Source organism: Mycobacterium branderi (genome assembly GCF_010728725.1).
Classification (GTDB): Bacteria; Actinomycetota; Actinomycetes; order Mycobacteriales; family Mycobacteriaceae; genus Mycobacterium; species Mycobacterium branderi.
In genome coordinates this window covers 3,736,752-3,750,113 of the sequence record NZ_AP022606.1, presented here as the reverse complement: position 1 = coordinate 3,750,113, position 13,362 = coordinate 3,736,752, and the positions used below count along the sequence as shown (strand labels likewise).

At 68.0% G+C, this 13,362-nt stretch carries 14 protein-coding genes; 5 read left to right on the top strand and 9 right to left on the bottom strand.

Annotation, left to right across the window (positions count from 1 at the left end):
• Positions 1-60: 60 nt before the first annotated feature.
• From G6N47_RS18280 to G6N47_RS18265, 4 genes are all read right to left on the bottom strand, one after another.
• Entirely contained in the window at positions 61-1,161 is a 1,101-nt protein-coding gene (locus G6N47_RS18280; RefSeq protein WP_083131968.1) for a hypothetical protein, read from the bottom strand.
• On the bottom strand, positions 1,161-2,426 hold the full coding sequence (gene rsmH, locus G6N47_RS18275; RefSeq protein WP_139799504.1) for a 16S rRNA (cytosine(1402)-N(4))-methyltransferase RsmH: 1,266 nt from the start codon (positions 2,424-2,426) through the stop codon (positions 1,161-1,163). The genes G6N47_RS18280 and rsmH overlap by 1 nt, the downstream gene beginning before the upstream one ends.
• Positions 2,401-2,832 (bottom strand): division/cell wall cluster transcriptional repressor MraZ, encoded by a 432-nt coding sequence (gene mraZ / locus G6N47_RS18270; RefSeq protein WP_045382941.1) that lies wholly within the window; start codon positions 2,830-2,832, stop codon positions 2,401-2,403. The genes rsmH and mraZ overlap by 26 nt, the downstream gene beginning before the upstream one ends.
• A gap of 352 nt (positions 2,833-3,184) precedes the next feature.
• Entirely contained in the window at positions 3,185-3,574 is a 390-nt protein-coding gene (locus G6N47_RS18265; protein WP_083131970.1) for a DUF3040 domain-containing protein, read from the bottom strand.
• 209 nt (positions 3,575-3,783) lie between these two features.
• On the opposite strand from G6N47_RS18265, the gene G6N47_RS18260 reads away from it, so the two are divergent.
• Together G6N47_RS18260 and G6N47_RS18255 are read left to right on the top strand one after the other, a co-directional pair.
• The gene (locus G6N47_RS18260; RefSeq protein WP_083132023.1) at positions 3,784-4,383 is read left to right on the top strand and encodes a GNAT family N-acetyltransferase; all 600 of its coding nucleotides are present in this window, start codon (positions 3,784-3,786) and stop codon (positions 4,381-4,383) included.
• A gap of 60 nt (positions 4,384-4,443) precedes the next feature.
• Positions 4,444-5,118, top strand: a complete 675-nt coding sequence (locus G6N47_RS18255) for an LppM family (lipo)protein (protein ID WP_139799511.1) — start codon at positions 4,444-4,446, stop codon at positions 5,116-5,118.
• Here the strand turns inward: G6N47_RS18255 and G6N47_RS18250 are convergent.
• Positions 5,115-6,005 carry a mycobacterial-type methylenetetrahydrofolate reductase gene (locus G6N47_RS18250; protein ID WP_083131971.1) on the bottom strand — a complete coding sequence of 297 codons (891 nt, stop codon included), beginning with the start codon at positions 6,003-6,005 and terminating at the stop codon, positions 5,115-5,117. The two genes, G6N47_RS18255 and G6N47_RS18250, sit on opposite strands and share 4 nt — an antisense overlap.
• Positions 6,006-6,181: 176 nt before the next feature.
• Between G6N47_RS18250 and idsA2 the strand changes: the two genes are divergently transcribed.
• Positions 6,182-7,261: a bifunctional (2E,6E)-farnesyl/geranyl diphosphate synthase gene (gene idsA2, locus G6N47_RS18245; protein ID WP_083131972.1), complete on the top strand. Its 1,080-nt coding sequence runs from the start codon at positions 6,182-6,184 to the stop codon at positions 7,259-7,261.
• 5 nt (positions 7,262-7,266) lie between these two features.
• Positions 7,267-8,778, top strand: a complete 1,512-nt coding sequence (locus G6N47_RS18240; protein ID WP_083131973.1) for an alpha-(1->6)-mannopyranosyltransferase A — start codon at positions 7,267-7,269, stop codon at positions 8,776-8,778.
• Here the strand turns inward: G6N47_RS18240 and G6N47_RS18235 are convergent.
• A complete protein-coding gene (locus G6N47_RS18235; protein ID WP_083131974.1) occupies positions 8,765-9,169 on the bottom strand; it encodes an Rv2175c family DNA-binding protein in 405 nt (134 codons plus the stop codon). The genes G6N47_RS18240 and G6N47_RS18235 overlap by 14 nt on opposite strands.
• Before the next feature lie 79 nt (positions 9,170-9,248).
• Here G6N47_RS18235 and G6N47_RS18230 point away from each other — a divergent pair, with 79 nt between their 5' ends.
• On the top strand, positions 9,249-10,397 hold the full coding sequence (locus G6N47_RS18230; RefSeq protein ID WP_179966396.1) for a protein kinase domain-containing protein: 1,149 nt from the start codon (positions 9,249-9,251) through the stop codon (positions 10,395-10,397).
• A 75-nt stretch (positions 10,398-10,472) separates the two neighbouring features.
• On the opposite strand, the gene G6N47_RS18225 is transcribed toward G6N47_RS18230, so the two are convergent.
• The 3 genes from G6N47_RS18225 to G6N47_RS18215 form a co-directional block, all read right to left on the bottom strand.
• Positions 10,473-11,861 carry a class II 3-deoxy-7-phosphoheptulonate synthase gene (locus G6N47_RS18225; protein ID WP_083131975.1) on the bottom strand — a complete coding sequence of 463 codons (1,389 nt, stop codon included), beginning with the start codon at positions 11,859-11,861 and terminating at the stop codon, positions 10,473-10,475.
• 79 nt (positions 11,862-11,940) lie between these two features.
• Entirely contained in the window at positions 11,941-12,459 is a 519-nt protein-coding gene (locus G6N47_RS18220; protein WP_163659683.1) for a polyadenylate-specific 3'-exoribonuclease AS, read from the bottom strand.
• A gap of 11 nt (positions 12,460-12,470) precedes the next feature.
• Positions 12,471-13,346: a hypothetical protein gene (locus G6N47_RS18215; RefSeq protein WP_139799506.1), complete on the bottom strand. Its 876-nt coding sequence runs from the start codon at positions 13,344-13,346 to the stop codon at positions 12,471-12,473.
• Positions 13,347-13,362: the final 16 nt, after the last annotated feature.

The following is a 13,362-nucleotide window of genomic DNA, read 5'->3' as shown; positions in this document are numbered from 1 at the left end:
GCCTTGGCTTCCGGACGTCATGGCCGCGCGGTACCGACTGCGGCGAGCGCTTTTTGCCCTTCACCGGGCCGCGCCCGGGGTCGTGACGGTCGTCAGTGGACCGAACTGCTCGCCATTGGTCGGCGGCGGCGCGGCGGGCGGTGCGACGGGAACAGCGGGCACGGCAGCCGGCGGACCGGCCGCGCCGGCAGGGGGCACCAGCTCGGGGGCCACGGGTACGACGGGCGGCGGGCCTGGCACGGGCAGTGGACCCGGCGCCGGAGCCACGCCGGGTGCAGGGGGTGCGCCGGGCACCGGCGGCATGTCCTGTGGCGGTAAATGCGGACTCCCAAGTGTCGTCGCGCCACTGGGGTCGCGGATCACGACCTCCGGACCGGCTTGGCCCGGGAGACTCGGGACCACGGGCGTCACCCGCATCGGCACCTCCACCGAATTGGGCCGGGCCGGCGGCGGAGTCGGCTTCTCGTCCGGCAGCTTGGTGTTCAGCGGCGGCGGCGGCGCGCCCTCGGCCGGCTTTGGCGTGCCGACGACAACCCAGTTGCCGCCAGGATCCTGGATCAGGTGGGCGGTGTCCTTCGTCGGGATCATGCCCAGGCCGCGGGCAGCCTCCGCCAGCGCCGGCGCGGCCTGCGCCTGCAGCACGTCGCGCTCGAGCGCCTCCTTCTGCTGCTGCAACAGCTGCGTGGTCTTGCGGGCACTGCCCAACTCATAGGACCGCTCGGCGGAGTCGGTGGACAGCCACAGCGTGACGCCCAGCCCGGCGCCCAGCGAGCCGATGATCAGCACCACGAACGGCACTTTGGCCGCCAGCGTGCGCGGCCGCAGGTCGATCGACGCCAGCCGATTCAGCAGGCGCTCTCGCAACGGAGGGCGAATGACCTTGGGCGCCTTCGCCTTCCGCGCCTTTGCGCGGGCTTTGGCCTGGCTGGTGCTCTTGGGCCGGGCCGGCCGCTCGGCGGGCCGGGGTATGGGCGTCGTCTGCGGTCCGGACCTCGGTGCTCGTGGCTCGCGGGCCGGGGCCGAGGCCTTTCCGGCACGGGGCCGCCGCCCCGACGCCGGCTCGACCGGTCGGCGCCCGGCCTTGCGGCGAGGGGCCTTGTCCTGCCCGCGGCGACGATCGTCGTCGCGGGAGCGTTGTGACGCTTCGCGTTTGGGCTTCATCAATGCCCCCTCCCTGACTGCAGTCTTTCTACGGCCCGCAGCCGCACCGCCGCACTGCGCGGGTTGCGCAGAATCTCGGCGTCGTCGGCGCGTTCGGCGCCACGGGTCAACGACGTGAATTGCGCTGCATGGCCGGGGAGTTCAACCGGCAGGTCGGTGGGGGTACGCGACGCGGTGGCGTTGGCGAACGCCCGCTTGACGATGCGGTCCTCCAACGACTGATAGGCCAGTACCACGATGCGCCCACCGACCGCCACGGCGTCCAGCGCGGCCGGTAACGCGGCAGTCAGCGAATCCAGTTCGCTGTTGACCGCGATGCGCAGCGCCTGGAACGTGCGCTTGGCCGGGTGTCCGCCGGTACGCCGGGCAGGCGCCGGAATCGCCTGGTAGACAAGCTCAACCAACTCACCCGTCGTGGTGAACGGTGTGGCCGCGCGGCGGCGGACCATCTGTGCGGCGATGCGACGCGCGAACCGCTCCTCACCGTAGCGGCGCAGAATATCGGCCAGCGCGGCCTCGTCGTAGCTGTTGACGATGTCGGCTGCGCTCAGGGGCGACCCGGGGTCCATCCGCATGTCCAATGGCGCGTCCTGAGCGTACGAGAAGCCTCGCTCAGGCCGGTCGAGCTGCATGGACGAAACGCCGAGATCGAAAAGGATTGCGTCCACCGAACCTGTTGCAGCGTAACCAGATTCGGTGAGAGCTGTGGCGATGCCGTCATAGCGGGTGTGCACCAGCGTGACCCGGCCGGCGAAGCGCGCCAGCCGATCGCGGGCGATGTCCAGCGCGGTCGGGTCGCGGTCGAGCCCGACCAGGCGGAGGCCCGGCAGCGCTGTCAGAAATCGTTCCGCATGCCCACCGGCGCCGACAGTGGCGTCGACCAGAAGTGCGCCCGATCCGTCGGGGTGGCGGCGGGTCAGCGCCGGGGTGAGCAACGCGACACAGCGTTCGGCCAACACGGGCACATGGCCGAAATCGCCTGTGGCATCAGGCACGGCATCACCTCCCCGGAGGATGGGCCGGCTTGCGATCGCCCCGCCAGACCGCGGGCGACCCGCCGCGCCCGGCTTCGCCGCGCTTGCGATCGCCCGGCCCGTCTGCGGGCGACCCGCCGCGCCCGGCTTCGCCGCGCTTGCGATCGCCCGCACATCGAGGTCCCTGTCCGAGAGCACGAACCTGGCGTTGGGGAAGTACGTCAGGGTCGGTTCGGGCAGAGGCCACGGTGCACGGGCATTCGCCTCAGATGATGTCGCCGAGTGCTTCATCGCTGGCCGCGGAGAAGTTCTCTTCGTGGGTCTGTTGGTAGTCGTGCCAGGCCTGTGCATCCCAGATCTCGAGGTAGTCGACCGATCCGATCACCACGCAGTCCTTCGACAGGTTGGCGTAGCGGCGATGATCGGCCGACAGCGTGATTCGGCCTTGAGCGTCGGGATGCTGCTCGTCGGTGCCCGCGGCGAGGTTGCGCAGGAATGCCCGCGCCTCCGGATTGCTTCGGGACACCTTGCTGGCCCGGCGGGCCAGTTGCTCGAACTCCGCGCGCGGGTAGACAGCCAGGCTGTGGTCTTGGCTCTTGGTGACCATCAACCCTCCTGCCAGCGCGTCGCGGAACTTCGCGGGCAGCGTCAGCCGCCCCTTGTCGTCGAGCTTGGGCGTGTAGGTGCCCAAGAACATCTGGCCACCTCCCGCCACGGGGCGGAGCCTTCGCTCCGCCTCTCCCCACGACTTCTGCCACCATACCCCACAATCCCCCACTTCGCCCCATTTTGTGGGTTACGGATGGGTGATTTACTTGCCCCCACACCACGACAACCAGATGACGGCGACGTGGATCAGTCAAAGGAGTTGAGAAATTCCCAGGTCACTGGCGATTTAGGCGAAGTGGGGCGTTGTGGGGAGCCCGAGCTGCGTCGACGGCACCGAGCCTGCCTGCAGCGTGGGATTGTCCACCAGCTCGCGCTGACGCCGCGGTCTCGGCGCAACGAAAAAGGGGCAGCCGGCGGCTGCCCCATGGTCGACTTGACGCTTACTCGTCGAAGCGGCGCCGGAACCGATCTTCCATCCGGCTGGTGAATGAACTACCGGTGCCCTTGATGCGGCGCTGGCGCGGCCCCGGGAGATCGGGCTTGGCCGACAGCCGCGGCCCGGTGATGGCGTAGACGACGCCGCCGAACATGATCAAGAAACCCAGAACCGAAAGGATCGGCAAGGTTCCGATCCAGGTGGCTTTGAACGCCACTCCGGAAACCAGCATGCCCAAACCGATTACGAACAGCGCCGCACCCTGCAACCGCCGCCGCGCCGTGGGTGCGCGCAATCCACCGCCGCGAACGCTGGAGGCGAACTTGGGATCTTCGGCGTACAGAGCGCTCTCGATCTGGTCGAGCATGCGCTGCTCATGATCGGAGAGTGGCATTCGTCCCTCCTTGCCGACAAGCTGTGACGTGAGGATACCCGTTATATGGGCAACTAACTTTCGATGATACGAGGTCGATCTGCGCCGTACCACTGGTTCGTCAGCAGATTGTAACGACGTCAGATTGCCGGTCCGCACCGAGACCGCCGGTGAAGATAATGGGCGATGGAAGCACGACACCACTGACCGTCCGAGGAGGACACCGCGAGTTGGCGACATTCCTCATCGATCTGTCGCCGCACGATATGCAGCGCCGTCTGGATGACGCCTTGGGCGTGTACGTCGACGCCATGCGTTATCCCCCCGGCACTGAAAACCAGCGCGCCGCTATGTGGCTGGAACACATTCGGCGCCACGGCTGGCAGGCCGTCGCCGCGGTGGAGGTTGACGTCGAACCCGGCGGCACCCCGTCGGCCGAACAACTCAGCAACGCGCCGCTACTGGGCGTGGCCTACGGCTACTGCGGCGCACCCGACCAGTGGTGGCAGCAACAAGTGGTGTCGGGACTGCAGCGCCTCGGTCTGCCGCGTCCGGAGATCTCCCGGCTGATGACCAGCTACTTCGAGTTGACCGAATTGCATATCCACCCACGCGCGCAAGGCCGCGGCCTGGGCGAGGCGTTGGCGCGGCGGCTGCTGGCCGGGCGAGGCGAGGCGAACGTCCTGTTGTCGACGCCGGAAACCAACGGCGAGGCCAACCGGGCGTGGCGCTTGTATCGACGGCTCGGCTTCGTCGACATCATCCGCGGCTACCACTTCGCCGGGGACCCACGGGCATTCGCGATATTGGGCCGCACGCTGCCGCTGTAGCAACGGGTCTGGCACGATGACCTGGTGCATGCCCGCGGCATCCAGGCCCTCGCCCGACGACTGACATCCCGACGCCTGCTTGCCGCGGCCCTGTTGCTGGTGGTGGTGCCGCTCGCCACCGGCTGCCTGCGGGTCAAGGCGTCGCTGACCATCTCCCCCGACGACACGGTGTCCGGAGAGATCGTCGCCGCCGCCAAACCACGCAACGACAAGGACGCCGGACCCCAGCTGGACCCCAACATCCCGTTCAGCCAAAAAGTGGCGATCTCCAAATACGACCGCGACGGCTACGTGGGATCGCAGGCGGTGTTCTCCGATTTGACCTTCGCCGAGCTTCCGCAGCTGGCCAACATGAACCCCGACGCCCAGGGCGTGAACCTGACACTGCGCCGAGCCGGCGACCTGGTGATCCTGGAAGGCCGGGCGGACCTGACGTCGCTGACCGATCCCGACGCCGACGTCGAGCTGAGCGTCGCCTTCCCCGGCGCGGTGACGTCCACCAACGGTGAGCGGGTGGACCCCGACATCGTGGCGTGGAAGCTCAAGCCGGGCGTGGTCAGCACAATGACGGCCCAGGCCCGCTACACCGACCCCAGCACCCGTTCGTTCCGCGGCGCGGCGTTGTGGCTCGGCCTGGCGTCCCTGGCGGTCGCTGGGATAGTCGCGGGGCTGGCGTGGTACAGCCGCGACCGCTCCCCCCGCTTCGCCGAGCCGGGCGACGGGCCGCCCGACTAAACCCCCGGCGCCCAGTAGTCCAGCAGCTCGGCGAACGTCTCGAAAGCCGCCGCGGTAACGCCGTAGGTGGCCTCGAGGTGGATGCTGAGCGGGTAACCCAGGTCGGCCACACCGTCGATCACCCGCTTGTAGAGGTCGAGCATCAGCTTGCGCCGCTCCGCCGGCTCGCTGCCGGCCAGCGTCTTGACGAATGCCTGCTCCTCGGCGACGGCGGCGTTGCCCGGGTCCTGGATGAGCCAATTGATGAACCCCACCCGGTTCTCGACCTTCGGCACGAAGCCGAACGACAGGAGGATCTCGGGCCGGTGGTCGGTTTCCTTGGCGAAGTCGGCCAGAAACCGCACGATCGCATCGGAGTACAGCAGCTGGGTCTGCGCGAACGTCGCACCCTGCTCGCATTTGAAGTTGAAGCGACCGGCTTCGCCCTCCCGCGTCGGAATCAAGATCACGCCCCGGTTGGCCACCAGATCGCGATAGATCGACAGCGCGTCGGTCGGCGCCACCCCGGAGCCCTCACCGTCTTGCATCGTGCGCGGAACACCCACGAAGACAATGCCCTCGATCCCGGCGCCGACCAGATCGGTGAGCCGCCGGCGCAGCGTGGCCTCGTCCGAGAACGCGGTGACCTGACTGCACAATCCGTGCACCCCCGGCAATTCCGGTTTGATAATCGACCAGAAGTCCAGCACGTCCAGCTTCGGCTTCATCTCGACGGGCCGGTCGTCCTCCTCGGCGATCAACCCCGGAATCATCACGTGGCCGATCCGTCCGCCGAGCCCGACATCCGCGGAGAACTGCAGCACCTTGCGGGCGTCGTCGACCGCCTGCTGCGAACCGCGATCCACGTTCGGCGGCACCAGCTCGAGCGCAATGGTGTTCAGACTCACAAGGCTGCTCCTCATCGGATGGCTAGGTTTCCCGCCGCGGCAGGCCGACCGCCGGCGCCTCGCCCCGCCGCGTCGTCGCAGACGCCGGGCGACCTGGCGCAGGTCATCACGACAGCATAGGCGCCGGGCGACATAGACTGTCGGCCCAGGGCGGCTCGAGAGAAAGGGGCGTCGCGCTGAGCGTCGAAGCAGCGGCAACCGTCGAGTTCGCCGACGCCATCACCGAGCAGTTGCGGGCCTATCTGCGCGCTCGCCGCACGGACGCTGCCCATATCGGACCCGAGTACGACGCGCTCGTTGCGGCGCTGGAGGAGTTCGTGCTCGGCGGGGGCAAGCGGCTGCGCCCGGCCTTTGCGTACTGGGGCTGGCGCGCGGTGGCGTCCACAGACCCGGATGCGCAAGTGCTGCTGCTGTTTTCGGCGCTGGAGTTGTTGCACGCCTCGGCGCTGGTGCACGACGACGTGATCGACGGGTCGGCCACCCGCCGCGGCCGGCCCACCACACACGTGAAATTCACCGCGCTGCACCGTGACCGGGAGTGGCAGGGCTCGTCGGAGCGATTCGGGATGTCAGCGGCAATCTTGCTCGGCGACTTGGCCCTGGCCTGGGCCGACGACATCGTCGCCGGGGTCGATCTGCCCACCGATGCGCGCCGCCGCGTCCGGCAGGTCTGGGCCGACATCCGCACCGAGTTGCTGGGCGGTCAATACCTGGACATCGTCGGCGAGGCCAGCGCCGCCGAGTCGATTGCCTCGGCAATGACCGTCAACACCTACAAGACCGCCTCGTACACGGTGTCGCGACCGTTGCAGCTGGGCGCCGCCGCGGCCGCGGACCGCCCCGACGTGCACACCCTGTTCCACGAGGTCGGCACCGACCTAGGGCTGGCGTTTCAGCTGCGCGACGATGTGCTCGGCGTGTTCGGCGATCCGGCGGTAACCGGCAAGCCCTCCGGTGACGACTTGAGGTCGGGCAAGCGCACCGTATTGCTGGGCACCGCAATCGAACTGGCCGACAAGTCGGATCCGTTGGCGGCCAACCTATTACGGTCATCGATCGGCACCGATCTGACCGACCCGCAGGTGCGCGACGTGCGCGCCGTGATCGAAGGGGTGGGCGCACTGGCCGCGGTGGAGGAGCAAATCGACACACTGACCGGGCGTGCGTTGGCCGCCTTGGCTGCCGCGCCCATCAACGCGCCGGCCAAAGCAGGGCTGTCCGACCTGGCCAGGCTGACCGCCAAACGATCCGCCTGATCCAGATGTCCACTCCGACACCTGTTGCCACGCAATATCTTTCGCGGCTCCGCGAATTCGCCGCGTCTCCTGAGGCCCGGCCGGCACTGCTGGGTGGTGGCGGCGCCGTGCTCATCACCGCGGGCGGACTCGGCGCGGGCAGCACCAAACCGCACGATCCGCTACTGGAGTCGCTGCACCTGTCCTGGTTGCGCTTCGGCCACGGCCTGGTGCTGTCCTCCGTGCTGCTGTGGCTAGGCGTCGCGCTGATGTTGATCGCCTGGCTTCGGCTGGGGCGCAGGGTAATCGCGGGCGTAGCAACCGAATACACGATGGTCGCCACCACCGGCTTCTGGCTGGCGCCGTTGCTGCTGTCGGTACCGGTTTTCAGCCGGGACACCTATTCCTATCTGGCTCAGGGCGCGCTGCTTCGCGACGGCCTGGACCCGTATGCCGTCGGCCCGGTGGACAACCCGAATCCCTTGTTGGACAACGTCAGTCCCATCTGGACCATCACCACGGCGCCCTATGGTCCCGCGTTCATCCTGATCGCGAAGCTGGTCACCATGCTGGTCGGCAATCATGTGATCGCGGGAACCATGGTGCTGCGCCTGTGCATGCTGCCCGGGTTGGCGATGTTGATCTGGGCCACACCGCGAATAGCGCGCCATCTGGGCGCCGATGCGCCCACCGCGCTGTGGATCTGCGTACTCAATCCGCTGGTGATCATCCACCTGATGGGCGGGGTGCACAACGAGATGCTGATGGTGGGTCTGATGATGGCCGGCATCGCGCTGACCCTCGACCGTCACCACGTTGCGGGCATCACGCTGGTCGCCGTCGCGGTGGCGGTCAAAGCCACCGCCGGGATCGCATTGCCGTTTTTGGTCTGGGTATGGATGCGTGATCTCAGCGCCCGACGGGGATACCGGTCGCTGCGCGCCTTCGCGGCGGCCACCGCGACGTCGGTGCTGATCTTCGTGGCGGTCTTCGCGGTGTTGTCCGCGGTGGCGCGAGTAGGCCTGGGCTGGCTGACCGCGCTGGCCGGTTCGGTCAAGATCATCAACTGGTTGACGGTGCCGACGGCGGTGGCCAACCTGGTCCACGCGATCGGCGGGTTGTTCTTCCCGGTCAACTTCTACGCGGTGCTCCAAGTCACCCGGGCGGCCGGGATCGTGATCATCGCCGTGGCGTTGCCGCTGCTGTGGTGGCGATTCCGCCACGACGACCGCGAGGCGCTCACCGGGATCGCGTGGGCCATGCTAGTCGTGGTGTTGTTCGTGCCCGCCGCGTTGCCCTGGTACTACACCTGGCCGCTGGCGGTGGTAGCCCCGCTGGCCCAGTCGCGACGGGCGATCGCGGCGATCGCCGGGTTTTCCACCTGGGTCATGGTCATCTTCAAACCCGATGGGGCCCATGGCATGTACTCGTGGGTCCACGTCATCATCGCCAGCGGCTGCGCGCTGATTGCGTGGTACACGCTGTATCGGGCGCCCGGGGCCCACGTCGAAGAGGCCGAAAGCCTCAGTACGCCATAGCTTGTGCCCGGCGCAGCACTTCGCGGGCCTGGTGGGCATGTAACGCGTCGACGGGACGCGCATTGGTGATGGCGTCACGGGTGCCGTCGCGGGTGATCGTCAGCGACGGATCGGGGGTGAACAGCCAGCGCACGATCTCGGTGTCGCGGTAACCGCCGTCGTGCAACACCATCAGCAGACCGGGCAGGCTTTTCACCACCTGGCCGGATTCGGTGAAGAACACCCGCGGCACCACCACGTCGCCGGCGCGGCGCACAGCCACCAGGTGGCCCTCCCGCAGCTGCTGGTGCACCTTGGTCACGGGCACACCCAGAAGCTTGGCGACGTCGGACAGGTCGTAGGTGGGTTCGTCGGGGTCCAGAACGTCGTCGCCGGCCGGAATGCTGCTCATCGCGCCCAGTCTAGAGCCGATTCCGGCGCGCTGAGTACAGGTTTCGGGCTGAATTCGCGACGACGCCTACGATGAGGCCGTGACGGATCCCTTGGTCGGCGCGTTGCTCGAAGGGCGCTACCGCGTTGCGGCCAAGATCGCCACCGGCGGCACGTCGACGGTGTACCGCGGCGTCGACGAACGGCTGGACCGACCGGTCGCGCTGAAGGTGATGGACTCGCGCTACGCCGGCGACGAGCAATTCCTCACCCGGTTTCGGCTGGAAGCCCGCAGCGTCGCCCGGCTCAAGGATCCCGGGCTGGTCGCGGTCTATGACCAGGGCCTCGACGCGCGCCACCCGTTCCTGGTGATGGAGCTGATCGAGGGCGGCACCCTGCGCGAGCTGCTCGCCGAACGCGGCCCGATGCCGCCGCACGCCGTTGCCGCGGTGCTGCGCCCGGTACTGGGCGCGCTGGCCGTCGCGCATCACGCCGGACTGGTGCACCGTGACGTCAAGCCCGAGAACGTGTTGATCTCCGACGACGGCGAAGTCAAGATCGCCGACTTCGGATTGGTCCGCGCGGTCGCGGCAGCCGGAATCACCTCGGCCAGCGTCATTCTCGGGACCGCCGCCTACCTGTCGCCCGAGCAGGTCCGCGACGGCAAAGCCACCTCCCGCAGCGATGTGTACGCGCTGGGCATCGTGACCTACGAGCTGCTGACCGGGCAAACCCCGTTTACCGGCGACTCCGCGCTGTCGGTCGCCTATCAGCGACTCGACACCGACGTGCCGCCGCCGAGCGCGCGAATCGCGGGTGTGCCAACACAATTCGACACGTTCGTGGCGCGGGCTACGGCCCGCGACCCCGCCCGCCGATTCGCGGACGCACTCGAGATGGGCACTGCGCTGGACATGCTTGCCGACGAGCTGGAACTGCCGGAGTTCCGGGTGCCCGCGCCCCGCAACTCGGCCCAGCGCCGGTCAGAGGCGGTGCGCCGCAGCCGGACCGGCCAACCGACCGAGCACGTACGGCACCCGACCCGCAAACTCCCTCGCGACTGGTCGGATGAACCGGAATACTCGGAAACTCCAAGGCAATTCGCGGGAATCGAGATCAGCGAGTTCGTCTGGGCCCGCCAGCACGCTCAGCGCATGGTGCTGATCTGGATAGCGGTGGTGCTGGCCATCACCGGCATGGTCGCCGCCGCGGCGTGGACGATCGGCAGCAACCTGGCGGGACTGCTCTGAGCGCCGAATGTGCGCTTGTGTCACGCTATTTCGCGATAAACGTACAACAACTCCACACTCGGCCTGGGGCAGGCCCTAGTCGCGCAGCATCTCGGCGACCAGGAACGCCAGCTCCAGCGACTGCTGGGTGTTGAGCCGCGGGTCGCAGGCCGTCTCGTAGCGGCCGGCCAGGTCGGTGTCCGAAATGTCTTGCGCGCCACCGAGGCACTCGGTGACGTTCTCGCCGGTGATCTCGACGTGGATGCCACCCGGGTAGGTGCCCAGCGCGCGGTGCACCTCGAAGAAGCCCTGCACCTCGTCGACGATGCGGTCGAAGTGCCGTGTCTTGTATCCGGTGGACGACTCGTGGGTGTTGCCGTGCATCGGGTCGCACTGCCAGATCACCTGGTGACCGGTGGCCTGTACCTTCTCGATGATCGGCGGCAGCAGGTCGCGAACCTTGTTGTTGCCCAGCCTGCTCACCAGCGTCAGCCGGCCCGGCTTGTTGTGCGGGTCGAGCCGCTCGACGTATTCCACCGCCAGCTCGGGAGTGGTCGTCGGGCCGATCTTGACGCCGATCGGGTTGGAGATCACCTCCGCGAACGCGACATGCGCGCCGTCGAGTTGCCGCGTGCGGTCGCCGATCCACAGGTAATGCGCCGAGAGGTCGTACAGCTGCGGCTCGCCGTCCTCGACATTGGACAGCCGCAGCATCGCCCGCTCGTAGTCGAGCACCAACGCTTCGTGGCTGGCGTAGATCTCGGCGGTCTGCAGGTTGCGGTCCTCCACCCCGCAGGCGCTCATGAACTTCAAGCCGCGGTCGATCTCGGCGGCCAGCGCCTCGTAGCGGGCGCCCGCCGGTGAGGTGCGGACGAATTCGCGGTTCCAGTCATGCACCAGATGCAGCGACGCCAGCCCCGACGACGTCAGCGCGCGCACCAAGTTCATCGCGGCGCCGGCGTTGGCGTAGGCACGGACCAGCCGCGACGGGTCGTGTTCGCGAGCGGCCGCGTCCGGGGCGAATCCGTTGATCATGTCGCCGCGATAGGACCGCAAACCCAGCGCGTCGACATCGGCGGAGCGCGGCTTGGCGTACTGGCCGGCGATGCGGGCCACCTTGACCACCGGCACGCTGGCGCCATAAGTCAGCACCACCGCCATTTGCAGCAGAGCGCGAATGTTTCCCCGGATGTGCGGCTCGGTGTTGTCGACGAACGTCTCCGCGCAATCCCCGCCCTGCAACAAAAACGCCTCACCACGTGCGACCTGGGCCAGCATCTCCTGCAGCCGCACGATTTCCCAGGGCACCGTTATCGGCGGCACGGCCTCCAGGAGCGTCCGTATGGCCTTGGCCTGGTCGGCCGGCCAACTCGGCTGCTGCGCCGCCGGCTTGGCCAACGCGGCGTCCAGCCGGGCCCGCAGATCCTCCGGCAGCGGAGGCAGCGACGGCAACTGGTCGATCGGTAGGTCAATGGTCCAGCTCACCGGTCCATGGTAACCGGCCGCCGCAGCCCTTTGATCAGGACGAACGCTAACCCTCGGCCGTGTTTGACTGGCCGACTTCTCAGCGGGCCGCCCAGCGGGCCGCCCCGCGGCCCGCATCGGCGTCGGCCGTGATCAGCCGGAAACGCCGCAGCTGATCGCGCGCGTCGACCAGAGCGTCGTGCACATCCGGCGGGCGTCGCGGCATCCGCGGCCGGCCGCGGTCCTCCCATAGCTGACGCAGCTCCCGAGTGAACCGGGGAATCGCCGCGGGCAGCTCGGTCATCGGACCCCATAACTGACATAACGCGACATGGTCGTAGGCGCCGACCCAGGCCCACAGCTCGATCGGCTCGTCGGTCCCGACGCCGAGGAAGCTCTCCAGGTCCGAACGAATCCGGGCGCGGGGCCGCCACAGCGGCGACGCGGGAGGCGGCAGCTTCGGCAGCACATGGGTGCGCACCCAGCTGCCCGCGCGCTGCGGGTCGAATTCGGTGGATACGGCGTAGTATTCGCGGCCGTCCTCGGCGGCCACCCCGATGGAGATCAGGTCGATGGTGCGGCCGTCCTCGATGAATTCCGTGTCGTAGAAGTACCGCACGACGCGGAAGCCTAGCCGCGGCCGCCGGGCACCAGGACGCGCAGTGGACCGGTGGGCGGCGGCGCGGCATGGACTTCGAGGTCCAGCGCCGCATCCACGGTGCGCTCGTCGGGAAGGCTCGGCGTGCCGGCGATGGTGCTCTGCACCCACAGCTTGGCGCGTATCACCGGCCGGCGCAGCTGGCGTTCCCGCTGCACCGCCCGCCGCATCTTGTCCTGCTGATTGGTGTAGCGCCACCGTGCCCAGGGCGCGTGCGGACGCGACAGCCGGATCGCACCGATGACCAACAGCACCACGAAGAACATGCCGATCAGACCGGTCCAGACTTTCCCCTTGAGCAACACGATGATCGCCAGCGGCGGGGTGAGCACCAGCCCGGCGATCACCGCGGCGTGCAGCAATGGTGAGTGGGTGTCCTGCCAGAAGGACAGGAAGAACATCAGCGGGTGCAAACCCAATACCAGCAGTCCGCCGACCGCGACGGCGGCGAACACCGCGTCCACCGACGTGCGCCCGTCCTCCTCCCAATACACGTCGGACAGGTGCAGGATCAGCGCGTACTCGTCGAGCACCAGCGCTGCGCCGATACCGAAAAAGATTGCCGCCGTGGTCAATTCGGCCTGGTTGCCCTCGAGGGCCAATGTCACCAGGGAAACCCCGGACAGCATCACCAAGACCACTCCGACGACCACGTGGTGGATGTGCATCGAGCCGATGTGGATGTTGCGCGGCTCCCACCATTTCGGCGGGGCGCCGCGGTCGGCGCGGTGACGGATGTAGCGCACGAACGTGCGCGTCACAAAAAACGTCAGGATGAACGCGACCAGGCAGCACAACAAGGGCAATCGACCGCGGTCGATGATGTCATGCCGCAACCAGTCGAGCACCTTAAGAAAAGTACGC

Excerpts from the sequence above, each read along its gene's own strand:
- rsmH (WP_139799504.1), bottom strand. The coding sequence starts at position 2,426 with ATGAAGCACTCGGCGACATCATCTGAGGCGAATGCCCGTGCACCGTGG.
- G6N47_RS18235 (WP_083131974.1), bottom strand. The coding sequence starts at position 9,169 with ATGAGCAGCATTCCGGCCGGCGACGACGTTCTGGACCCCGACGAACCC.
- mraZ (WP_045382941.1), bottom strand. The coding sequence starts at position 2,832 with ATGTTCTTGGGCACCTACACGCCCAAGCTCGACGACAAGGGGCGGCTG.
- G6N47_RS18240 (WP_083131973.1), top strand. The coding sequence starts at position 7,267 with ATGTCCACTCCGACACCTGTTGCCACGCAATATCTTTCGCGGCTCCGC.
- G6N47_RS18280 (WP_083131968.1), bottom strand. The coding sequence starts at position 1,161 with ATGAAGCCCAAACGCGAAGCGTCACAACGCTCCCGCGACGACGATCGT.
- G6N47_RS18265 (WP_083131970.1), bottom strand. The coding sequence starts at position 3,574 with ATGCCACTCTCCGATCATGAGCAGCGCATGCTCGACCAGATCGAGAGC.